The following is a 22,002-nucleotide window of genomic DNA, read 5'->3' on the forward strand; positions in this document are numbered from 1 at the left end:
TCCTTTAGCGCACAAGGTTGACGACGATATCCAACATATCACCCGCCGTGGTAATCAGTTTTGCGCACGCCTGGTACGAACGTTGATACTTCATCAAATCAGTCAATTCTTCATCCAGCGAAACCCCTGAGTTGGAGTCCCGCAAGGTGGTAAGTTGCTTCGTAAACGCCGCATCCTGTGTAACAACCGTTGCGGCATTCTGCACATCAAGACCGACCTGTGCGACAAGCTTATTGTAATCAGCGCTGTAGCCGTTTGTACGATTCAAGGTGGCCAGGGCCAGGGCATTGCGGTTGTCCCCTGTTGCAATCGGCAATGGGCCTTGAGCTGCAGCCACCTTGTTAATGTCGCTGAATGCCAGGGCCATGCCAGCTGCTGCACCTGTGCTGGTGGCAGCTGGAGTAAAAAAGTTGTTTTGCGTGCTGTCCAGGCCATACCCGGCACTATGGACCGCATTGACCTGATTAATCATAGTGAACGCAAGCGTATCCACCTGATCAAGATACCCCTGCAGAGTCGTATCACGCATGGTGATTGTGGCTCCAAGTTCACCGGTTGTGGGAGCAATGGTCGCTGCAGCACCACCTCCGGCAGGAGTCACCTGGACTGAAAGCCTGGCACTGCCGTCCGGCAGGGTTGTGCCACTGTTCACCAAGGAAAAACTACCGGCAGACGAGCCGCTGACCAGCGAGTAGGTGCCGGTAGTATCGGTATAACTGACATCCGTGGAGCCATCACTGTTTTCAGTAAAACTGACCGCAACCTTCTCCGAAAGCTGCCGCACCAGATAATCCCGTTGATCACGCATTTCATTGGCATTGCCACTTACCAGCTCTGTCAGCTTTATCTGACCGTTCAACCGGGCAATGTCAGACAGCATGCTGTTCGTTTCATCCGTCAATGGTTGCAAGGACTCGTTCTGGGTTGTAATGGCATTGCTGACGGTGTTGGCAGCGTAATGAAACTGGTCAGCCAGGACCTGCCCCTGATTGAGGACTGCCTGCCGCTCGGCATTGCCGGTCGGATTCAATGACAGATCCTGCCAGGAACTGAAGTAGTCCGAGATGGCGGCCCCTAAGCCGTCATGTGCAACCTCGTTAAAAATCGGCTCTATCTGCTGAAGCACCTCTGATTTTTTGGAATCGTAGCCTGATGTGGTACTTGCATTGACCAGCTGCTTTTGCAGCAGTGCATCATAGTACCGCTCAACGGTTGCGACGTTGACGCCTGAGCCAAGTGGAAAACCGTTGTGAGTGGTGGCCTCTGCGGTTTCAAGTACAATACGCTGGCGTGAATAACCGGGGGTATTTACGTTGGCGATGTTTTCACTCACCACCTCCGTGGCTACCTGGTATACCCTCATACCGGTTGTGCCTATTTGTAGTACCGCACTGAGTCCCATCTTAGGCCTCCCTGTTAACCATGACCGCACCGCTTTGTGTGTTGTTAAGATAGGTACCCCGTACACCATAGGTATTCGAGGTATTCAGAATTCTTAAAATAAAGCTGAGCGACTCATTTACCACACCCAAAAAACGCTCCAGCATGCCCCGGTTCTGGTTTGCCAGTACGGAAACCGCCGACCCGGTCTGTTTCACAGACTGCTGCAACGGCTCAACCTGCGCCCTCAGGGACGCCGGCATTTTTTCCAGCATTTCGCTCAGCGTGACCGACGCAGGCAGACCAAGCTGACCCGCTGTCTCTGCCAACACGGTACGCAGACTCTCCGCAATGTTGCGTTGCCGCACGATCAGCAGCTCCTTTTGGCTGTTCAGCACCTCCATCAGCGGAGTGTCAAGGCCGGCAATCGCTTTTTGCTCGTCATGGAGCGTCTTTTGAAGTTCGTTCAGAACCTCCAGTTGTTGCGCTAATATATCAGTCAAACGGTTTGCTGTTGCCATGTTACTGCTCCTCACCTGTCGTTCCGGCCCCCTTTTTCTGAGCCGGGACGGCATAACGCTTCAACAACTCTTTTTCCACCATCGAGGCGATACTGTTGGTTCCACTCCGTTTGGCCGCTGCGGTGGCATACTCCTGGTCAAGCATATAGCGATAGGTCTCTTCCGCTTTGCCGCCGCCGGTCAGCTTATCTTCCGGCACTGTAGCCCGCATTGATTTGAGCATCATGCCGGTAAAGAGTGCTTCAAAATCCTGCGATATCTTCTTCAGCTTCTTACGTTCAGCATCAGTGAGCTGGTTAGCCAACAGCTTGGCCCGTGAGCCCAGCTGCTCCGCCTGTTTGTCCTGCACCAGCAGGTCCGGTGCTATGGTCAACGTACTGTCCATCATGGTTATCCTATCGGTCGTTCGGAGAGCTTCCTGAACAGTTTAGATGATCACTAACTCTGCCTGCAGTGCTCCGGCCGCTTTGATCGACTGCAAAATGGAGATCAGATCACGGGGGGTAACCCCCAGCAGGTTCAGCCCCCGGACAACGTCACCAATCGTATTCCCGTCCGGCAACACAGACAGCCGGTTCTTTTCTTCCTGAACCTTCAGCTCGGTGCGGGGCACCTCTTTGGTCTCGCCCTTTGCGAGTAGTTTCGGTTGCACCACCTTTGGCGTCTCCTTGACCGTTAGGGTCAGGTTGCCATGGGAAACGGCAACACTTGAGATCTTGACCTTGTCACCCATGACAATCGTACCGGTCCGTTCATTCACAACGACCCGTGCCGGCTGATCCTGGGCCACTTCAAGGTTTTCAAGCTGGGCGATAAACTCCACCGGGCGGCTGGCAAAGTCGTCAGGGATCTGCACCATAACTGAACCGCCGTCACTGCTACTGGCCGCCTCTTTAAAGTTTTTATTAATTGCAGCGACTATCCGCGAAGCGGTGGTAAAATCGGATTGAGCCAGATTCAAACGCAGACTGTGTTTTCCTGCCAACACATTGGGCAGTTCCCGTTCAACCAAGGCTCCGGTAGGTATGCGACCTGCTGTTGGGTGGTTTTTCGTTGCCGAGGCCCCCTGACCGGCAAAGGCAAAGGAGTTGGTCAGGATGGAGCCTTGGGCTACGGCGTAGACCTGATTGTCAGCACCTTTCAGCGGTGTCATTATCAAGGTACCACCGGCAATGGTCTTGGCATCCCCCAGCGACGAAACCAGCACATCTATTTTGGTGCCCTGTTTGGCAAAAGGCGGCAGGGTAGCGGTTACCATGACAGCGGCCACGTTCTTGACCTTGACATCACCACGGTTAATCGTGACCCCCATCCGCTCCAGCATACTTACCAGAGACTGTACCGGGAACTTTGTCTGATCGCTGTCACCGGAGCCGTTCAGCCCCACAACCAGGCCATACCCCACCAGCTGGTTATCCCGTACGCCATCAAAGGCTGCAATATCTTTAATCCTTGAAGCATGGGCCACCAATGGGAGCGCAACAATACAGAACAGGATCGCTGCAACAATTCGTTTCATAATGTCACCTTAAAATGGCCAGAGCTTATCCAGCACGTTCATCAACCAGCCTGGCTTCTGTCGGTCGGAGATTATCCCTTCCCCTGAATAGCTGATCTGGGCATCAGCAACATAGATTGAGTTGATGGTATTTTCCGCCGTGACATCCCGCTGGCGGATTGTACCTTTCACGGTCACAATCTGATCTTCGTTGTTTACCCTGACATTGCGGCGTCCCTCGATCTTCAGGTTGCTGTTCGGCAACACGTCGATCACCTTGGCCGAAATTGTTGCAGTCAGCGTTTCTTTCCGCGAGGTTGATCCGCTGCCGTCAAATTTTGAGCTGGCACTGGCGTTCAGCAGTTTTGAGAGGTCGGCAAAGTTGCTGGTAATAATCTTTGATTCCTCAAGCCCCAGCATATTCGGGATACCGGCGCTGATTTGGGAAGAACGTCCGGTTGCCGTGGCAGCCTGTTTACTGGCACTGGCGGTTTCAGTCACAATGATAGTAACGATATCGCCGATCCGGCGCGCCTTGCCATCTTCAGTCAGACCGATTGAAGAGGCCTGCCAGATCGATCCATTGCTATAGTTAGGGGCTGGCGATTTGAGTTGCTGATCAAAGGAGGGGCTCACCACCTCTGTCTGCTGGACCACACAACCGGACAGCAACAGGCCCGAAAGTGCAATAAGATACCATTTCATCGTTTTCTCCCGGCTAAAAGCCAACTTCAACGGTTGAAGCGTCCAGTACGCGGGCAGGGATTTCCTTGTTGGAGACCAGATTTTGAACCCTGATCAGATCGCCGACACCGCCGGCGCTCCTGGCCCGGCCAGACACCGTTATTCTGACGCCTGCATTTTCCGCTATAATCGTCACCAACTGACCACTGACAACAACCGGCACACTGACGAGCTGGTTGCTCCTGATCGGGGTCCCGGTACGCACCGTCATACGCAGCTTCTTGCCTACGGCATCGGAAATATTTTTGACCGGCAGGCCGCCTGCCTGTGCCAGATCCTGCTTTTGCAATTGCAGATCCGCTTCGGTCAGCACCGTACCGGCAAGCAGTTGACGACTGGCGGTCACCATCTCGGTTTGTGCATCAATCAACAACCGTAATGAAAGATTTTTCTCGACAACACCGTTCACTCTGACCACCAGAACAATGCTTGTCGCTCCCCAACCGTCCCAGCTGGCCGGAGCAATCAGCTCAAGGTCACGGACGCCGCTTGGAACCTTGATGCCTGCCGGTATAGTCAAACGCCGGATTGACGTCTCCCAGCCACGCCCTTCCAGTTTTTCTGCCAGAAAACGCTCAACTACGGCCCTGATTTCCTGCTCCGGTAACGGCACCTGTCTTGTCGATGAGGCCTGGCAATGCACTGTTGTGACCAGCCAGGTGAGCACAACCATCAAACCAGCTGCTAGCAGCTTACTGAGACGCATCTGTTACCGCTTCAGGTTATTGGCGAGCTGCAGCATTTCATCTGACGTGGTGATCGCCTTTGAATTCGCCTCATAGGCCCGCTGGCCGATAATCATATTGACCATCTCTTCGGCCACGTTGACGTTACTCATCTCAAGAAAACCCTGGGTAATCGTCCCCAGACCGGTTTGCCCCGGTGTACCGGTGGTAGCGTTTCCGGAGGCGTCAGTCTGCTGGTAGAAGTTTTTACCCATGGATGAGAGCCCGGCCGGGTTGGTAAAATTGGCGATCTGGATATTACCGACCGTAGAGGCGGTGGACTGTCCCGACTGCACTGCCGATACGGTGCCATCGGTACCGATCGTAATCTTGCTGGAGTTATTGGGGATGACAATCTCCGGCAGCATCGGATAGCCCTCAGGGGTCACCACCCGTCCGTTGCTGTCCATCTTGAAGGCCCCTGCCCTGGAGTAGGCGGTACTGCCATCGGGCATCTGGATCTGGAAAAAGCCGTCACCTTCAATGGCGATGTCAAGCTGCCCACCGGTGTTTGCAAAATCACCCTGGGTGAACTGCTTGGAAACTGCGGCCAGCTTGGAACCCATACCGAACTGAATCCCGACCGGTATCTGGGCTGCATTGGTTGAGGGTGAGCCGGGATTCTGGACGGTCTGATACATCAAATCCTGAAAATCAGCGCGGCTTTTCTTGAAGCCGGTGGTATTGACGTTGGCCAGGTTGTTGGCAATGACGTTAATATTCTGAGTCTGGGTATTCATGCCGGACGCGGCGGTCCATAGTGATCTCATCATGGCTTAGTACTCCTTGGTAGTATTAAACTCGTGCCAGGTCGTTGACAGCCTTGGCAGCCATATCATCAAAACTGCGCACCACACGTTGACAGGTTTCAAAGTAGCGGCTGGCATCCACCATCTGCACCATCTCCGCAATAGTATTGACGTTGGACTGTTCCAGTGCCCCCTGAGCCACCGTGGTCAGCGGCCCGGCGGCCTGAGCAGCGGTCCCGGCCGCTGGAACAAACAGCGTACTTGCGGTTTTGGTCAACTGGTACGGCTTGGGAAAATCAAAGAGGGCCAGATTGGCCACCGGCTCACCGTTGATCGTGATCCCCCCCTGACTATCCACCACCGGCCTGCCTCCGCCGTCCTGGCCCGCAACATCAATTTTGATCGGCTGCCCATCTTCAGGGCGGTCACCGGCCTTGGATAACACCGGATATCCGTCTGCCGTTATCAGGGTGCCGTCACTGGCAAGCCGGAAATTGCCCTGACGGGTATAGGCAACACCATCAGGCGTCCGAACGGCAAAAAAACCGTCCCCTTGCAGCGCAACATCAAGGGTGTTACCGGTCTGCACCAGGGTACCTGCTGAATAGTCGGTCAGCATCCGCTCCTGCAGCAGTACCGGATCAGCTGTCTGAGCCGGGGGCACAGCAGGAGGATTCCGGTTACCTGCCAGCACAGATTCAAAGGCCAGCCGGTCCTGCTTGAATCCGTTTGTCGAGGCATTTGCCAGATTGGAAGAAATCACATCCAGGCGCTTCATGGCAGCCAGATTGCCGGATAATGCCGAATACATACCACTGTTCATCGTTTACCTCCTCCACCGTCGCCGCTAGGGGCGAAACGGCTTGAGCTTTCCCTTCAGCCTGATCATGGCCTGACTCAGTATCTGGCAGATGCGGGACTCGGTTAACCCCAGCACGGCCCCGATCTCTTTCAGGTTGAGCTCCTCGTAGTAGTACAGGGTAACTGCCAGCCGCTCCTTTTCAGGCAACGACTCTATTGCACTTCCCAGGGCCTGGGCTGCCTGTCCGGCCATTACCTGAGACTGGGGGCCTTTATGCTCATCATCCCCCAGAATGTCAGCAAGACTTAACGGATGGCCTTCATCATCATCCCAGCTGTCATCAATGCTGATAAAACTGAACTCATGAATCTCGTCAAGCAGGCAGTAGTAGTCATCCAAACTGATCTGCAGCGCTTCCGCCATTTCCTGCCCGGTCGGGTTCCGCCCCAGTTGATGTTCCTGGCGGTGCATCTCGCGCTCAACCATTTTACACTTGTCCCGCATGGTGCGGCTCAAGGGGTCACAGGCTCTCAGTTCGTCCAGGATCGCTCCCCTGATATGCTGTTCGGCAAAGGTCTTGAATTGCACCCCGCGCCCCGGGTCATAGCGGTCAGCGGCATGGATCAGACCGATGACCGCCGCGCTGGCAAGATCCTGAGGATCAATATGAGACGGCAGCTGGGCGGCAAAACGGTTAACCAGGTAGCGTACCAGCGGCAGGTGCGCTGTGATCATGGATTCACGCAGCTGGTGGCTTCGTTCTCCGACCTGCTCTTCATAGGCCCTGAACCTGCTCATACCCCGCCTCCCCCCGGCCCCTCGAGATAGCGCCGGAAGAAGAACTGGATGTTGCCTTTCAGGCGGGTCTGGCGTGAGTTTTCAACGACCCGTCTGGCCAGGGTTGTAAAACAGTTTGCTGCCTCGGAATCCGGGTACAGCTCATAGACCGCCTTCTGCTTCTTCACGGAGTCGATCAGGCGTTCATCCCGGACAACACACCCCAGATAGTCCAGCGAGATGTCCAGAAATCGTCCCGCCACGTTGGCCAGTTTCCGAAACACCTCCAGCGCGTCTTCACTGTCGCGGGCCATATTGATCAGCACCTTGAAGTGATGTTCGGAATAACGTGTGGCCAGCAGCTTGATCAAGGCATAGACATCGGTAATGGAAGTCGGTTCAGGTGTCACCACGACCAGAATCTCCTGAGCCGCCACGGTAAAGTACGTCACATTCTCCGAGATGCCTGCCTCGGTATCAATGATCATGATGTCGAACTCTTCTTCCAGCATGTCCAGCTCATCCAGCAGCTTCAACTTTTCATGCTGCCCCAGACTGGTGTATTCCTGAACCCCGGAACCGGCCGGGATCAGCTTGATGCTGGGAGTAACCTCGACAATGATCTCCGCCAGGCTCTTTTCTCCAGACAGGACATGATTCAGGTTGTACTGCGGAGAAAGTCCCAGCAGTACATCCAGATTCCCCACCCCCAGGTCGCCGTCAATGATGAGGATCTTCTTGCCCTGTGCCGCCAGCGCCATGGCAAGATTGGCCACGACGTTACTTTTACCCACGCCGCCTTTACCGCTGGTGACTGAGATGACCCTGATCCCCTGCTGGTCGGTCAGTTGGGCAGGGGCCGCAGCATTCTGGTTATTCTGCTTGGCAGTTCTGGCCATCTGACGAAGGGTGTCGGCCTGATCGCCGGTTCCGCGCACTGCACTCATTGCGCACCCTCCTTCAGGATCAGTTCTGCCAGTTTTTCCGATGTTGCAACCTCAATATCCTCAGGGACCCGTTGGCCCGTGGTAAAATATGCAATCTGCAGATTTGCCTTCAAAAGCAGGTTGACAATGCAACCGACGCTTTCACACTCATCAAGTTTTGTGAACACCACTTTACTGATCGGGAAAATACTGAAGCGGTTAAGTATTTCTTCCAACTCACGGTCTTTGGTGGTGGCCGAAAGACAGAGATAAATATCGGACTGGATTGTTGTTTCCAGAAAACCTTTCATTTCCTCCAGCTTGTCTGAATCCTTGTGGCTGCGGCCGGCTGTATCGATCAGAATCAGGTCGCAATCGGCATGACGCTCCACCGCCCGTTCCAGCTCCTTCGGTGTCGAAGCTACCTCAAGGGGGATCCCCATGATCTTGGTGTAGGTCTTCAGTTGTTCCACGGCCCCAACCCGGAAGATATCCATGGTGATCAACGCGACCTTGTTGCCACGGTTCAGGGCATACATGGCCGCCAGCTTGGCCGTTGTGGTGGTTTTGCCGACACCGGTTGGCCCGACCAGGGCAATGATCCGGGGAGCGTTCTTTTTCATGCGCAAGGTGCCGGCGAAACGGATCAGCCGTCCAAACGCCTCACCAAGGCGTCCTTTCAGGGTTTCCTCCCCCTGCCCCATCGGCAGGGTATTCACCGTTTCAAGGATTTTGCCCTGCAGATCCGGCGCAATCCCCTGACGTTCCAGTTCACGGGCCAAAGGCGGCTTTTCAGCGGGAAGATCCCCTCCTGAAGAGACGCCCTGAGGCGTTGCATCAGGCCACTGCACAGACTTGACGCCCCCCTCCTGGCTCCTGACCAGCGTGTTCAACAGCATCTTTTTGATCTCTTCCAGGTCTTGGCGGGGGATATTGTTAAGGTTAATCCCGCCATCTCCCCCCTTACCCGGCTGATCAACAGGTACTGCACTCTGTTCAGCCTGGCGCTGACGCAGTTCCTCATCCCGCTTGGCCATTACCTCAACTTTTTCACGCAGGTCACGGAGTTCCCTGGCCAAGGGTGCCAGCATGGAGTTTTCAAACTCCTCCTTGGTCGTCCGCTCTCTTTCCGGACGCTCACGCAGCGGTTGCGGTGGCGGAACTGCCGGGCGATGAGGATCAATAGCAGCGGTTACCTTGACCACTTGCTTGCTGAAGAAGCCCAGGATACCCCCCTGCTTCTCCTTTTTGGTGGACAGGATCATCGCGTCGGGCCCCAGCTCAGCCTTAACCAGCCGCAGGGCCTCTGCCATAGTTGGAGCTTGAAAGGTTTTAACCAGCATGGAACGTCACCACTCCTAATGACTGAATTTTGACATTTTGAGGAATCTCGTTATGGGACAGTACGGAAACATGGGGGACAAAACGCTCGATCATTTTTTTGACATGGCGACGAATTGAAGGTGATGCCAGTATGACCGGCTGAGCACCGTACATGCCGAAACGGTCAACCATACCGCGCACAGATGCAATAATCTGCTGGGCAGAGCCTGGCTCTATTGCCAGGTAGCTGCCCTGGTCAGAAGGCTGGATCGCCTCGGCGATGGCGTCTTCCACCTCCCGGTCAATGGTCACCAGATACAACGTATCCTCATCAAGCTTGAACTGATCGACTATGAAACGCCCCAGCGCCTGCCGCACGAACTCAGTCAGCACATCCGGGTCTTTGGTAAGCGCGGAGTAGTCGGCAAGGCTCTCCAGAATCGTGCGCATATCCCGGATGGAAACCCCTTCCTTCAGCAGATTCTTGACGACCCGCAGCACCACCCCCAGACCGAGCTGTCCCGGAATCAGCTCGTCAACCACCTTGGGTGCTGTTACGGCAACATTATCCAGCAGTTGCTGCAGTTCCTGGCGACCGACCAGATCCTGAGCATAGCGGCGGATAGTCTCACTGATATGGGTTGCAATCACCGTTGTGCTGTCCACCACGGTGTAGCCATTGACCTGTGCCTGCTCACGGTCTTCACTGCGGATCCAGACCGCCGGGAGACCGAAGACCGGTTCCTTGGCGGTCGGTCCGGGCAGCTGAGCCATGACCGCACCGGAATCCATGGCAAGATACTGGCCGGACATCTCACTGCCCCCCACCCTGGCACCACGGATCAGGATGTTATATTCATACGGCTTCAGCTGCAGGTTGTCGTGGATATGGATAGGCGGGACCACAAAACCCATCTTCTGGGCAAACTGGCGGCGAATTGAACGGATACGCTCCAGCAGCTCTCCATCCTGCGCAGCATCAACCATCGGCACCAGACCATAACCCACCTCAAGTTCAAGGGTATCCAGCGGACGAATGGCAGAGGCCTGATCCTGTGATTCCTCCTCACCGGCTGCCTCTGCGGCCGCCGCTTCCTCTTCCACCACCTGAGCCATTTCGCGGGACATCCGTCCCACCAGCCACGCTATGCCGGACAGCAGCAGAAACGCAAAATGAGGCAGACCGGGGATCATGGCAAACAGAAACATGACCCCTGACACCACATAAAAAGCCTTGGGATAATTCAGGAACTGGCCGGTAACTTCCTGGCCGAAGTTGTTTTCATCGGCGGTTCTCGTCACAATAATACCGGCTGCGGTTGAGATGATCAGGGCCGGTATCTGGGCCACCAGCCCTTCACCGATGGTCAGCAGGGTGTAGTTGGTCAAGGCCACATCAAGCGCCAGCCCCTGCTGCCAGACACCGATGATCAAACCGCCGAATATATTGACCAGCATGATCAGGATACCGGCTACCGCATCCCCACGGACAAACTTGCTGGCACCATCCATGGCACCATAGAATTCCGATTCACGCCGAATTTTTTCTCGGCGCTTTCTGGCCTCCTTTTCCGTCAAAAAACCGGCTGACAGGTCGGCATCAATCGCCATCTGCTTTCCCGGCATGGCATCCAGGGTAAAACGGGCTGAGACTTCGGCAACACGCCCTGCCCCCTTGGTAATAACCACAAAGTTAATAATGACCAGAATCAGGAACATAACGGCACCGACCACGTAGTTCCCTCCGACGACAAAGGAACCGAAGGCCTTGATGACCGCACCGGCTGCCTCGACCCCTTCCCGTCCATGCATCAGAATCAGACGGGTTGAGGCCACGTTCAAGGCAAGGCGGAAAAGGGTGGTAACCAGCAGCACAGAGGGGAAAACTGAAAAATCAAGGGGGTGCAGGGTATACAAACAGACCAGCAGAATGGCAAGGGCAATGGTAATATTGGCCGCCAGAAAGATATCCAGCACAAAGGCAGGCAGAGGGATGATCATCAACGCCAGGACGCCGATCAGCGCCACCGCAACGTAGATGTCAGAATTTTTTCTAAAGCTGCTCAGCTCAAGAGCCTGTACAGAAGTTCCATTTGCCATGATGAAGACAGTTCCTTGCGGCCGTTGCGGCCATCAGATCAGGAGCAGCCGACACTACCCCATGTCCCATCATGCAGATTCCATGCCGTCAAAATTCGGTCACGACAGCATTCATGCCACTAGCAGCCTCCTATCATTTCAAGCAGTTGAGGACACAGACAACCGTAGTGACAGCACCCTGCAGTCATTATTTTGACCACGACTAAATTCTGACACCAGACTCACGCGATTGTACGTGCCTCACATGGCACCCTTAAGGCGATAGACGTAGGCCAGCACTTCGGCGACTGCCGCATAGAGCGTTTCCGGAATTTCCTGATTTTCAGCCACCTGTTCATACAGCTCACGCGCAAGGAAGCGGTTTTCCACCAGTGTCACCTTATGTTCACGGGCCATCTCCTTGATAGCCAGCGCCATCTCATCAGCCCCTTTTGCGATTACCATCGGCGCAACCATCCTGCTGCGGTCATACTTTAATGCAACTGCAAAGTGTGTCGGGTTGGTAATTACCACGTCGGCGGTTGGAATAATCTTGGTTAAACGCCGGCGTGCCGCCTGGAACTGCAACCTCTTGATCTTTCCCTTGATCTCGGGGTTACCCTCCATATCCTTGCTCTCATCTTTCACCTCCTGCTTGGTCATCTTGAGGTTTTCGATATAGCGCCACTTGACATACGCCATGTCAAGAATCGAGATGACGATCATGATACCGCAGGTATGTGTTACGATCTTGAAAGCCACATGCCCGGTATAGGACAAAATACCGTTGACATCAGACTCAGCCAGAATGGTGATATTCTGCAGTTCATCCCGCAGCACCTGATAGGCGATCCAACCGATTACAAAGAGCTTGATCAGAGACTTCAGGATCTCAACCAGGGCCTCCTTGTTGAACAATTTGCCAAAGCCGTTGATAAAGTTCAGCTTGGTGAGATCAAAGGTAATCCTGCCCCACTGAAAATCCAGCCTGCCGTTATCCTGGACGATATGCGCAAGTATACCGGTGCTCATGACCGCCAGAACAACCGGAGCGAGCAACATAAACAGCACACCAAAAATACGGAGCATCATGGTGTAGACGTTTTGTTCCGTCAGTTCAAAGCTTCCAATCTGGGAATACACCTGCACCGTGGTACTTTTCAGACCATTCACCAGGTAGCCCCCCAGCAGGTAGAGCGCCACAATACCGGCCAGCAGCGTAAAGCTCTGGCTCAGCATCTGCGAAGAAGGAGGCGCCCCTTTTTCTCTGGCCTTCTCCAGCCTTCGCCCGGTAGGTTGTTCTGTTTTAGAGTGTTTGTCGTCGTCTTCTGCCAGGTATCATCCCCCCTTTCCAAGCAGTCTGAAGATCATGGCAACCTGATTGGTCAAGTTACCAAACGAGAGCTCCAGCACATGAAAAAAGAGCAGCAGGGTCATGCCCAGCACCATAAAACCAAGACCGATATTGAGCGGGAAGCTGACCATAAACACGTTCATCTGGGGGAACGCTCGCGCCATGATGCCCAGCACCACACTGGTGAGCAGTAGTGCCACCATAACCGGTGCAGCCAACCTGATCCCCAGGATAAAGATATCCGAGGTGGCGTTAACCAGAAAGTGAATCAGTGCCTCACTCATCTTCCAGCCCCCCAACGGGATAACCGTAAAGCTGTCAACAATGGCACTAATAAAGACATGGTGAATGTTGAGGGAGAGAAAAAAAAGGGTCGCCAGCAGGCTCTGCACCACCGACATGATCTGCATCTGGTTACCCATGCTTGGGTCAAGCACCGATGAGATACTGAACCCCATCTGAAGACCGATGATCTGCCCGCTAAACTCGACAGCAGCAAAGATGATCTGGGTAATGAAGGCCAGGGTCAGCCCGATCAGCATCTCCCGCGTGACCAGCAGCCCCAGGGTAAAGGCATCGCCGGGCAGCGGCGGGGGAGTTATCTTCAAAACAGGCAGACAGACCAGGGTAATGGCAAGGACTGCCGTTATCTTGATGCGGGTAGGCAGGCGTTTACCCCCAAATACCGGCAGGGCAGCAAACAGACCTCCTATCCGGCACAATACCAGTGCAAACAGGAAAACATCCGACTGGCTCGGCAGGGGGGAGACAAACGGAAACATGACGCTCTAGCGCCGCATCACGGCAATCAGCGCATACACTTCTCGGGTAAAGTCACTCATGTAGCTCATCATCCAGGGGAAAAAGATGATAACAGCCACCATTACGGCGACAATCTTGGGGGCAAAGGCCAAGGTGGCCTCGTTGATGGAGGTAACAGCCTGAAACACGCTGATAGCGAGACCGACCACCAGACTGAACAGCAGTAGCGGTGCTGCCAACAGCAAGGTAGCTTCAAAGCTTCTACGGGCCAATTGTACGACCAGCTCGGGGGTCATGGCATATCCTTTCTATCCAAAACTCTTGACCAGAGAGCTGATCACCAGTCCCCACCCATCAACCAGCACAAAGAGCAGGATTTTGAACGGTAACGATATCATCACCGGGGGCAACATCATCATACCCATTGACATCAGCACCGAGGCAACCACCATGTCCACCACAATAAAGGGGATATAAATCAGAAAGCCGATCTGAAACGCGGTACGCAGTTCCGAGATCATGAAGGCGGGCACAATGGTAAGGGTTGGAATATCATCGGCATTTTTGGGGCGGGCCTGCTTTGAAAGGCTGACAAACAGCCCCAGATCCTTTTCACGGGTCTGGGAAAGCATAAACTTCCGGACCGGTTGCACCGCCTTTTCAAACGCCTGTTCCTGGGTAATGGTACCAGCCTTATAGGGTTGGTAGGCATCACGGTTTATCTGTTGCCACACCGGTGTCATGATAAAGAAGGTCAAAAACAGGGACAGGGCCAGGATGATCTGGTTTGAAGGCGCCTGTTGGGTCCCCAGAGCGGTACGAAGAAACGAAAGCACAACAACGATACGGGTAAAGGAGGTCGTCATGATCAGCAGGCTGGGAGCCAGCGAGAGCACCGTAAGCAGCAGAAAGATCTGGATGGTGGTTGCTACTTCTGCAGGCTTGGTGGCGGTACCGACCCCGATATTGAGCGATGGCAGCGGCACCGGTGCCGCTGCCGCGATGGCACCGGTGCCGACGATGACTGCAACCAGCAGTAGAAGCGTTATCCTGAATCTTTTCGCTACAGAGAAGGTCATGGGTTATCCGGATACGGCATACAAGTAGGAACGTCTTGCTAGCTACGTGAGGCGGCCCGCTTCAATAGTGCCAAAAACGACGGCCGCTCAGATGATTCTTCAACAACTTCAATTTCCTCCAGCATGTCAATCTGCTTTACCAGTGTCAAATGCTCACCGCTACTGGACAGCAGCAGATATTCTCCAGCCACCTCGATCAGAATCAGGACTTTGCGAGGCCCCATTGCCCGCACTTCAAGCACACGAATATGTTGATTGCCTGGACGCAAGGCCGGGATCTTGCGCATGAGGCGGGTAGAGACATAATAGGTCAGCAAGATCAAGCCGACAACCAACATCAGCGCCGCAACCATCTGCAGGAAGCTGGAGAGGAACCCAAAACCGCCTTCCCCCGCCTGCCCGCCTGCCCCCTGTGCCACAACCGGAAAAAACACTAAACACGATGTCAGCCACAGGGTAGCTGCTTTGATCACAAAATTTTCTCCACGCGCTCATTGGGACTGACAATATCAACCAGGCGCACGCCAAATTTCTCGTTGACCACCACCGCCTCGCCTCGTGCAACCAGCTTTGAGTTGACAAAAATATCCAGCGGTTCTCCAGCAAGCTTGGTCAGTTCAACCACCGCCCCCTGGTTCAACTGCAGGATATCCTTGACAAGCAGCTTGGTGCGTCCCAGCTCTACCGTTACCTGAAGCGGGATATCAAGTATGAACTCCAGGTTCTTCTTTTCCTGTTCAGCCTCTACGGCATCAGACTTGTCGTTCACGTGTGTTCCCCTTGGTGGAGATAATATCACTGATCTGCATTGCCTTGTTGCCATGCCGGATGCCGGGAATCCCTTGGTATTTCGGCACCCCTTCAACCTTGACCAGCAACTCGCTGGTGCATGGTTTGTCCAGCATGATCGTGTCACCAACCTCAAGATCCAGCAATTCTCTTAACGAGATGGTGGAGTTACCAAGTTCAACGCTAAGCTCCATCGGAGCATCCAGAATCTCCGATGAAAGGCGGTATGACCACTGCGGGTCAATCGCCATCAGGTCAAACTGCATCCCCTCTTTGAGCTTATCGCGAATCGGCTCGATTGTCATGATCGGCACAACAAAGATCATCGTGCCGACATTTTCTTCAATATGAACCTTAACCGTCATGGTCACCACCTGATATTCAGGGGGGACAATCGTCACCAGACGCGGGTTCATCTCCATCCGCAAGAGACTTAGTTTGGCTGGATACAGCGGTGCCCAGGATTTTTCCAGATCAGCCAGAACATCAGCCAGCACCATCTCAACCAACCGGAGCTCCAGGGTGGTAAAAAGGCGGTTCAGTGCCAGTGCGGTACGGCTGGTCCCCCCGAGCACACTATCTACAATAGCAAAAGCCAGGGAGCTGTCCATCGCTATCAGTGCAGCCCCCTTTAAGGGATCCAGCTTGAAAATTGCCATACAGACCGGAGATGGCAGGGTCTGCAAAAAATCATCAAACTTGTAGGAACGCGCCCCTACCTTTTTGATCTCCACCACCTTGCGGAGACGGTTTGACAGCGTAATCCGGTTAAAGCGGATGAAACCGTCATAGACAATATCTAGATTGGGAACAAAACCGCGGTAGGCCTCAGTATTGAAGAGGTCATAGCTGACAGCAGTACCTTCAGACTTGGAAAGCTCCTTCTCTGGCTCAATCCGTCCGTCAAAGACCGCGTTCAGCAGGGCCTCAATCTCGGCTTTGGTTAGAATCTTCTCCATGGCCACGCGGCGTCCCCGATCGGTTACTGGACAACAAAATCAGTAAAATAGACCTTGCTGACCTTGCCCTGAGCAACGATCTTGCTGATTGCCGTCAGGATCTCCTCCCGCAACTGGTTCTTACCCTGGACATCCTGAACCTCCTGCAGCGTCTTGGTTGTCAGGACCACCAGAATCGCATCCCGAATGGCAGCGAGACGCCCTTCCAACTCCGGCTTAACGGCTGCGCTGGCCATTTCAAGTTCTATCTTCACTTTCAGATAGCGCAGCTCCTGACCGTCATAGATATTCACAATGAATGGTTCCAGTGAAAAGACCGTAGATACACCCGGAGTGGCTGCACCGCCATGCGCCCCTCCCGCAGCTGGCGGAGCTGCACCATGGCCCCCCTCAGCAGCAGCCGGCGCCCCCTGTGCATCAGCCCCTTCTTTTTTCTTATCACCTTTGCCCATCATCATAAATACGACAACACCGGCGATAACCAGCACAAGCGCCGCTGCGCCAATAATGATGAACAATTTCTTTTTGCTGCCGCCTTCCGCCGGGGCTTCGGCTGCCGCCTGGTCGTCTTTTGCCATTCGATCCTCCAGTATACACCAACTAGTTAACTGATTCAGGCATTGCATTGCATTTGTAAAACGAAAACGAGGTTTTTGCAACCACTTGCCATCATTCTTCAGTATTGCTGATACAATTGTGCCCCCGCCCACCTGCAAACGTGTGCAGGCAAACGGGGGCTTCATCAGATTATATCGGGCTAAGTACGATTAACGCTTGAGGTTAAGTACCTCCTGGGTCATTTCATCAGCAGTGGTAATTGTCTTTGAGTTTGCGGAGTAAGCCCGTTGGGTCAGAATCATCTTGACCATTTCGGTTGCCATATCGACATTGCTCAACTCCAGGTTGTTTGAAAGAATTTTTTCGTTCGTACCGTTTGACCTTGTTACAATGGGGGTACCTGATCCGCCAACCGCATTACCGGTTGATTTAAAAAGTGTTGAGCCGACTTTTTCAAGCCCCGGGGGGTTCGGTATCCTGGCAGTACCCAGCCCAACCGCACCGGTTGTGGTGGGAACCGGCACAACACCATTGCCCGCATAATACACCTTTGAGCTGTTACCGTTATTGTCAGCATACAGCAGTTGCAGGCGCCCCTGAGCATCAACTCCCGCTACTTTTTGAAAATCCAGCACATTGCCAGAGGTATCGGTATAGGTCGACACAAAGACAACCGGCTGTTGATTTTCATCCAAGGCGACATAGCCGTCCGGGTTGATCAGCGAGCGGTTGTTACTGTCAATCCGCAAGGCACCGGCACGACTGTAATAGGCATCAGTAACAGCAACCGCTGCAGCTGCAGTTGTTCCGGGCACGGCAAAGGAGAAAAACTTATCCCCTTGAATCGCAAGGTCGGTAACGACCGTTGTACTTTCAAGTGACCCCTGGGAGAACAGGTTATCAACCTTCTGGATCTGTACCCCTCGACCCACCTGCGAGTTATTCCCGATAGGTGCGGAAAGCAGATCTGAAAACAGCATCCGCCCCCCTTTGAACCCTATGGTATTTGAGTTGGACAGATTGTTGCCAATCACGTTCAGACCTTCGGCATTTGCAAGCAAACCACTTACGCCGGTAAACATCGCTCCTGTTATACTCATGACTTTTTCCTCCCTTGTTAGGTTTGCTCAAGACACCTCAGTCGGTCGGTATCTTGCGGGCTTCCTCACAGAGGGCCAGCCCGTTTCTCGTGTTATAAAATGACTGCCGAATCGATATTGGTAAAAACATTACCTTTCATCTGAGTGCGATCCATGGCTGTCACCACGGTTCTATTTTTCACACTTACCACCAGTGCAGCCTCCCCCACCATAACCAATGAGTCCTTGCCGCCTTTCTGAGCCACGCTGTTTACCGCACCCTCCAGTTGCTGAAGCTGGTCAGTACTAAGGCTGATATTACGAGCCTTAAGACGATCCTGAGCATGCTGGGAGAATTTGACCCCCTGAGCCTGATCCAGAGCCTTTGAGAACGGAGTCTCGCCACCAGCCTGTGTCGCTTGCGGCTTGGCCGGCTGAGTAGGCTTGCTGACCGGCTGTGCCGGTCTTGGAAAATAGATCTGATCAATTGTGCTCATGCGGATTGAACTCTCATGACATCTGCAAACGGCACAAGAACAGCACCGATGGTGATATACGCCACACCGTTATCAAATGTGACGCCGTCGGCCCGGCCTGTTGTGTAGGTGATGGCCTGTTGTGTCTCACCTAACGCGTCGGTACCGCTGATTGAAAAGCTATACGCCCCTGCAGCCAGCACGTTTCCCTGGGCATCCTTGCCATCCCACTGGTAGGTTGCGTTGCCAACTTCTTGGGAACCCAGATCAATCGTGCGCACAACCTGACCTGACTCATTTTTAATGGTAAGCGTAGTACCTGTGGTTGCAGAGGTCTTTTGGTAGCTTAGCTCAACCGGATTGGTACCATCAAAGTTCAAACTATCTCCCAGCGCGACAATATCCTTGCCAATCAGTCCCACGGAACTCAGGGCCAAACTGTTGCTTTGAGCCGTCAACAGATTATTTAATGCCGTTGCCGTATTGTATGACTGCTCAACCTGGGTGAGTTGGGAAATTTGGGCCAACATATCGTTTGTATCTTGCGGCGCAAGCGGATCCTGGTATTGAATCTGCGCAATAAACAGTTTAAGAAAGGCATCCGTATCCATGCCAAACGTCTGCTTCATGGCATCAGCTGCTGCTGTTGTTGTTGTTGAAGCTGTCGTTACCCCACTAACCGTTGTTGCCATCTCCTGGCCACCTCCTTTCGTTAGAATCTCACATCAAGTGTTGATTGGTACTGCGCCTCAATATACCGTATCGGAATCTCGGCCGTCTCTCTAAACAGATTTCTTTCGGCACCCGTAATCCGCTGGGATTGTTGTTGAAACCCCACCTGCTGCTGCCGCCAGTCACGGGTCTGTTGTGACGCGCCACCTCCCAGCCCGGTTGATACATCAAACGAATCCATCTTGATATTTTGGCGGGCCAGGGTCTCTCTGAGGTCATCAGCCTGCTGAAGAAGCGTCTCGCGTACCCCGCGATTTTCGGCAACGATTTCAATTTTGACGCCCTGTTTGGCATCCATATGCATACTCAACTGAATATCGCCCAAATGCTCCGGGGACAACCTGAATGTGACACTCTGGTCTCCGACCTGCTCACGTGCTGATGGTTTCAGATGTGCCACTACTTGTTGGGCAACCTGATCACTAACAGCTGTTTTTTCACTATCAGCTGGCAGTGCTTCGCCCGCATGCCCCTGAACCGTCAGGCTGGCGGCATGAGCTGCTACCCCAAACGGATGTGGGGTTCCTGACTCTGGCAGCCCACGTTGCATGCCGGCTTCATCCGGGCTGTTTACTGCTAGGCCTGGCATAATAACGTCACTCTCAGCAGTTTGGAGTACCAAGGTTGCTGGCGTAACACCAGTTTCTCTGGCCTCACCCGGCACCTGCACTGCCTGCTGCCTAGTGGCAGTTTGATGTATTGGCTGGGTCGGGCGTCCATAAACCAGCCACGCAGCAGAGGGCTTTGTTGTTTGCTCCACCTCCACCTTGGTTTGCGGCTGGGCCTCCACCTTGGTTTGCGGCTGGGCCTCCACCTTGGTTTGTGGCTGAACCTCCACCTTGGTTTGTGGCTGAACCTCTACCTTGGTTTGCGGCTGAACCTCTACCTTGGTTTGCGGCTGAACCTCTACCTTGGTTTGTGGCTGGGCCTCCACCTTGGTTTGCGGCTGGGCCTCCACCTTGGTTTGTGGCTGAACCTCTACCTTGGTTTGCGGCTGAACCTCTACCTTGGTTTGCGGCTGAACCTCTACCTTGGTTTGCGGCTGAACCTCTACCTTGGTTTGCGGCTGAACCTCTACCTTGGTTTGCGGCTGAACCTCTACCTTGGTTTGCGGCTGGGCCTCCACCTTGGTTTGCGGCTGGGCCTCCACCTTGGTTTGCGGCTGGGCCTCCACCTTGGTTTGTGGCTGAACCTCTACCTTGGTTTGCGGCTGAACCTCTACCTTGGTTTGCGGCTGAACCTCTACCTTGGTTTGCGGCTGAACCTCTACCTTGGTTTGCGGCTGGGCCTCCACCTTGGTTTGCGGCTGGGCCTCCACCTTGGTTTGCGGCTGGGCCTCCACCTTGGTTTGCGGCTGGGCCTCCACCTTGGTTTGTGGCTGAACCTCTACCTTGGTTTGCGGCTGAACCTCTACCTTGGTTTGCGGCTGGGCCTCTACCTTGGTTTGCGGCTGAACCTCTACCTTGGTTTGCGGCTGAACCTCTACCTTGGTTTGCGGCTGAACCTCTACCTTGGTTTGCGGCTGAACCTCTACCTTGGTTTGCGGCTGAACCTCTACCTTGGTTTGCGGCTGAACCTCTACCTTGGTTTGCGGCTGAACCTCTACCTTGGTTTGTGGCTGAACCTCTGCCTTGGTTTGTGGCTGAACCTCTGCCTTGGTTTGCGGCTGGGCCTCCACCTTGGTTTGTGGCTGAACCTCTGCCTCAGCAACCACACCAACCGACACGGCATCTTCCGCTAATGCACCGGTAGTATTTACAGTAGTTGAAATTTGAGCATCTGTTTTTGCAAACAAGGAGACCATCATCTGAAGAACGGTGGGGTCAAGAACCATGCCAGTCTGTTCCTGCTGTTTTAGATCCAAGTCTGCCCCAACGCTTCCGGCATCCTTTTCTGACAGCAGATCCACCTGTTTTTGAGCCTTTTGAACAACTGACGTGAGGAGTTGATCAAACCCTGAGTCTTTGGCTGCCAGCTCTACCTGGCTTATGCCTTCCAACTGCAAACCGGCTACCTGTGCAGCTGCCGGCATCATCATAATCTGTCCTGCATCCATTGTCTCACCTCCTCCCTGTTTGAGTTTACGGCCATAGCGCCATAACACTCTTATCGGCAGAAGATGAGGACTCGTTGACTACTTTTCGCCGCGCTTTCGCAGGTTCTCGTTTACCCAACGGATGGTTCGCGGCTGATTAAGGTTGGGCACCAGCTTTGCCACCGTCTTGGTATCGAGCCGGTCCAGCAGCAGCTTAACCTCGTCCTCTTCCATCTTGTCAAGCAAATCAGCGGACTGAGCCGCCTTCATGGTCTTGAACAGCTTGACCATTTTAGTGACCCGTTCACTCTGGGCCTGCTTGCGACGTTCATCTTCAGCCTTCAGCATTTCCTCATAACGTTTTTTTGTCTCTTCCATCGCTTTCAACTGGGCATCAATCTTGGCTCCCATCTTTTTCAGCTCTTCTTCTTTGGCAGCCAGTGCAGCTTCCTTTTCAGCCAGCTGTTGCCGCCGCGCCTCCTGAATCGCCCGTTCTTCACGGGCAGCTCGGGTTGGAGGAACCGGATCGCCCTGCATCCCGGTCTGGGGGGTGCGGATCGGCTCCGTGGTGCCTTGTGATGCAGTAAGGGCAACGGTTGCAACCGTCCCCAGACTGCATGCCATGGCTATAATTGATATCCAGCGTTTGTTCACA

Annotated in this window: 25 protein-coding genes; all 25 read right to left on the bottom strand. The window is 53.9% G+C overall.

Annotation, left to right across the window (positions count from 1 at the left end):
- Window positions 1–4: 4 nt before the first annotated feature.
- The 25 genes from flgK to FY034_RS15465 all read right to left on the bottom strand — a co-directional run bounded on the left by flgK (window position 5) and on the right by FY034_RS15465 (window position 22,001).
- Entirely contained in the window at window positions 5–1,402 is a 1,398-nt protein-coding gene (gene flgK, locus FY034_RS15345; protein WP_265552076.1) for a flagellar hook-associated protein FlgK, read from the bottom strand.
- A 1-nt stretch (window position 1,403) separates the two neighbouring features.
- Window positions 1,404–1,901, bottom strand: coding sequence for a flagellar protein FlgN (locus FY034_RS15350; protein ID WP_265552077.1), 498 nt, complete (start codon window positions 1,899–1,901; stop codon window positions 1,404–1,406).
- A 1-nt stretch (window position 1,902) separates the two neighbouring features.
- The gene (locus FY034_RS15355) at window positions 1,903–2,289 is read right to left on the bottom strand and encodes a rod-binding protein (protein WP_265552079.1); all 387 of its coding nucleotides are present in this window, start codon (window positions 2,287–2,289) and stop codon (window positions 1,903–1,905) included.
- Between the two features lie 39 nt (window positions 2,290–2,328).
- A complete protein-coding gene (locus FY034_RS15360; protein WP_265552081.1) occupies window positions 2,329–3,420 on the bottom strand; it encodes a flagellar basal body P-ring protein FlgI in 1,092 nt (363 codons plus the stop codon).
- Between the two features lie 9 nt (window positions 3,421–3,429).
- Window positions 3,430–4,104: a flagellar basal body L-ring protein FlgH gene (locus tag FY034_RS15365; protein WP_265552085.1), complete on the bottom strand. Its 675-nt coding sequence runs from the start codon at window positions 4,102–4,104 to the stop codon at window positions 3,430–3,432.
- A 13-nt stretch (window positions 4,105–4,117) separates the two neighbouring features.
- Window positions 4,118–4,849: a flagellar basal body P-ring formation chaperone FlgA gene (gene flgA, locus FY034_RS15370; protein ID WP_265552086.1), complete on the bottom strand. Its 732-nt coding sequence runs from the start codon at window positions 4,847–4,849 to the stop codon at window positions 4,118–4,120.
- Between the two features lie 3 nt (window positions 4,850–4,852).
- Window positions 4,853–5,641 carry a flagellar basal-body rod protein FlgG gene (gene flgG, locus FY034_RS15375; protein ID WP_265552088.1) on the bottom strand — a complete coding sequence of 263 codons (789 nt, stop codon included), beginning with the start codon at window positions 5,639–5,641 and terminating at the stop codon, window positions 4,853–4,855.
- 22 nt (window positions 5,642–5,663) lie between these two features.
- Window positions 5,664–6,440 (bottom strand): flagellar basal-body rod protein FlgF, encoded by a 777-nt coding sequence (flgF, locus tag FY034_RS15380; RefSeq protein ID WP_265552091.1) that lies wholly within the window; start codon window positions 6,438–6,440, stop codon window positions 5,664–5,666.
- Window positions 6,441–6,464: 24 nt separating this feature from the next.
- Entirely contained in the window at window positions 6,465–7,217 is a 753-nt protein-coding gene (locus FY034_RS15385; protein WP_265552092.1) for a FliA/WhiG family RNA polymerase sigma factor, read from the bottom strand.
- Complete coding sequence (locus FY034_RS15390) at window positions 7,214–8,143, bottom strand: MinD/ParA family protein (RefSeq protein ID WP_265552094.1); 930 nt, start codon at window positions 8,141–8,143, stop codon at window positions 7,214–7,216. The genes FY034_RS15385 and FY034_RS15390 overlap by 4 nt, the downstream gene beginning before the upstream one ends.
- A complete protein-coding gene (gene flhF / locus FY034_RS15395; protein WP_265552096.1) occupies window positions 8,140–9,465 on the bottom strand; it encodes a flagellar biosynthesis protein FlhF in 1,326 nt (441 codons plus the stop codon). The genes FY034_RS15390 and flhF overlap by 4 nt, the downstream gene beginning before the upstream one ends.
- Window positions 9,455–11,545, bottom strand: coding sequence for a flagellar biosynthesis protein FlhA (gene flhA, locus FY034_RS15400; RefSeq protein ID WP_265552099.1), 2,091 nt, complete (start codon window positions 11,543–11,545; stop codon window positions 9,455–9,457). Before flhA ends, flhF begins: the two co-directional genes overlap by 11 nt.
- 240 nt (window positions 11,546–11,785) lie before the next feature.
- Window positions 11,786–12,859, bottom strand: a complete 1,074-nt coding sequence (gene flhB / locus FY034_RS15405; RefSeq protein ID WP_265555284.1) for a flagellar biosynthesis protein FlhB — start codon at window positions 12,857–12,859, stop codon at window positions 11,786–11,788.
- A gap of 3 nt (window positions 12,860–12,862) precedes the next feature.
- Entirely contained in the window at window positions 12,863–13,660 is a 798-nt protein-coding gene (gene fliR / locus FY034_RS15410) for a flagellar biosynthetic protein FliR (RefSeq protein ID WP_265552101.1), read from the bottom strand.
- A 6-nt stretch (window positions 13,661–13,666) separates the two neighbouring features.
- Complete coding sequence (gene fliQ, locus FY034_RS15415) at window positions 13,667–13,936, bottom strand: flagellar biosynthesis protein FliQ (protein ID WP_265552103.1); 270 nt, start codon at window positions 13,934–13,936, stop codon at window positions 13,667–13,669.
- Window positions 13,937–13,948: 12 nt separating this feature from the next.
- Complete coding sequence (fliP, locus tag FY034_RS15420; RefSeq protein WP_265552105.1) at window positions 13,949–14,719, bottom strand: flagellar type III secretion system pore protein FliP; 771 nt, start codon at window positions 14,717–14,719, stop codon at window positions 13,949–13,951.
- Window positions 14,720–14,757: 38 nt separating this feature from the next.
- Window positions 14,758–15,192, bottom strand: a complete 435-nt coding sequence (locus FY034_RS15425) for a FliO/MopB family protein (protein ID WP_265552107.1) — start codon at window positions 15,190–15,192, stop codon at window positions 14,758–14,760.
- On the bottom strand, window positions 15,189–15,488 hold the full coding sequence (fliN, locus tag FY034_RS15430) for a flagellar motor switch protein FliN (protein WP_265552109.1): 300 nt from the start codon (window positions 15,486–15,488) through the stop codon (window positions 15,189–15,191). The genes FY034_RS15425 and fliN overlap by 4 nt, the downstream gene beginning before the upstream one ends.
- Window positions 15,472–16,467 (bottom strand): flagellar motor switch protein FliM, encoded by a 996-nt coding sequence (fliM, locus tag FY034_RS15435; RefSeq protein ID WP_265552111.1) that lies wholly within the window; start codon window positions 16,465–16,467, stop codon window positions 15,472–15,474. Before fliM ends, fliN begins: the two co-directional genes overlap by 17 nt.
- A gap of 23 nt (window positions 16,468–16,490) precedes the next feature.
- Window positions 16,491–17,045, bottom strand: coding sequence for a flagellar basal body-associated FliL family protein (locus FY034_RS15440; RefSeq protein ID WP_265552113.1), 555 nt, complete (start codon window positions 17,043–17,045; stop codon window positions 16,491–16,493).
- 189 nt (window positions 17,046–17,234) lie between these two features.
- Window positions 17,235–18,125, bottom strand: a complete 891-nt coding sequence (locus tag FY034_RS15445; RefSeq protein WP_265552114.1) for a flagellar hook-basal body protein — start codon at window positions 18,123–18,125, stop codon at window positions 17,235–17,237.
- A gap of 92 nt (window positions 18,126–18,217) precedes the next feature.
- Window positions 18,218–18,601 carry a TIGR02530 family flagellar biosynthesis protein gene (locus FY034_RS15450; protein ID WP_265552116.1) on the bottom strand — a complete coding sequence of 128 codons (384 nt, stop codon included), beginning with the start codon at window positions 18,599–18,601 and terminating at the stop codon, window positions 18,218–18,220.
- A complete protein-coding gene (locus tag FY034_RS15455; RefSeq protein ID WP_265552118.1) occupies window positions 18,598–19,272 on the bottom strand; it encodes a flagellar hook assembly protein FlgD in 675 nt (224 codons plus the stop codon). Before FY034_RS15455 ends, FY034_RS15450 begins: the two co-directional genes overlap by 4 nt.
- Before the next feature lie 20 nt (window positions 19,273–19,292).
- Window positions 19,293–21,368 carry a flagellar hook-length control protein FliK gene (locus FY034_RS15460; protein ID WP_265552120.1) on the bottom strand — a complete coding sequence of 692 codons (2,076 nt, stop codon included), beginning with the start codon at window positions 21,366–21,368 and terminating at the stop codon, window positions 19,293–19,295.
- Window positions 21,369–21,446: 78 nt separating this feature from the next.
- Window positions 21,447–22,001, bottom strand: a complete 555-nt coding sequence (locus FY034_RS15465; protein WP_265552121.1) for a hypothetical protein — start codon at window positions 21,999–22,001, stop codon at window positions 21,447–21,449.
- Window position 22,002 lies beyond the last annotated feature (1 nt).

It is taken from the genome of Trichlorobacter lovleyi (assembly GCF_015239775.1).
GTDB lineage: Bacteria > Desulfobacterota > Desulfuromonadia > Geobacterales > Pseudopelobacteraceae > Trichlorobacter > Trichlorobacter lovleyi_B.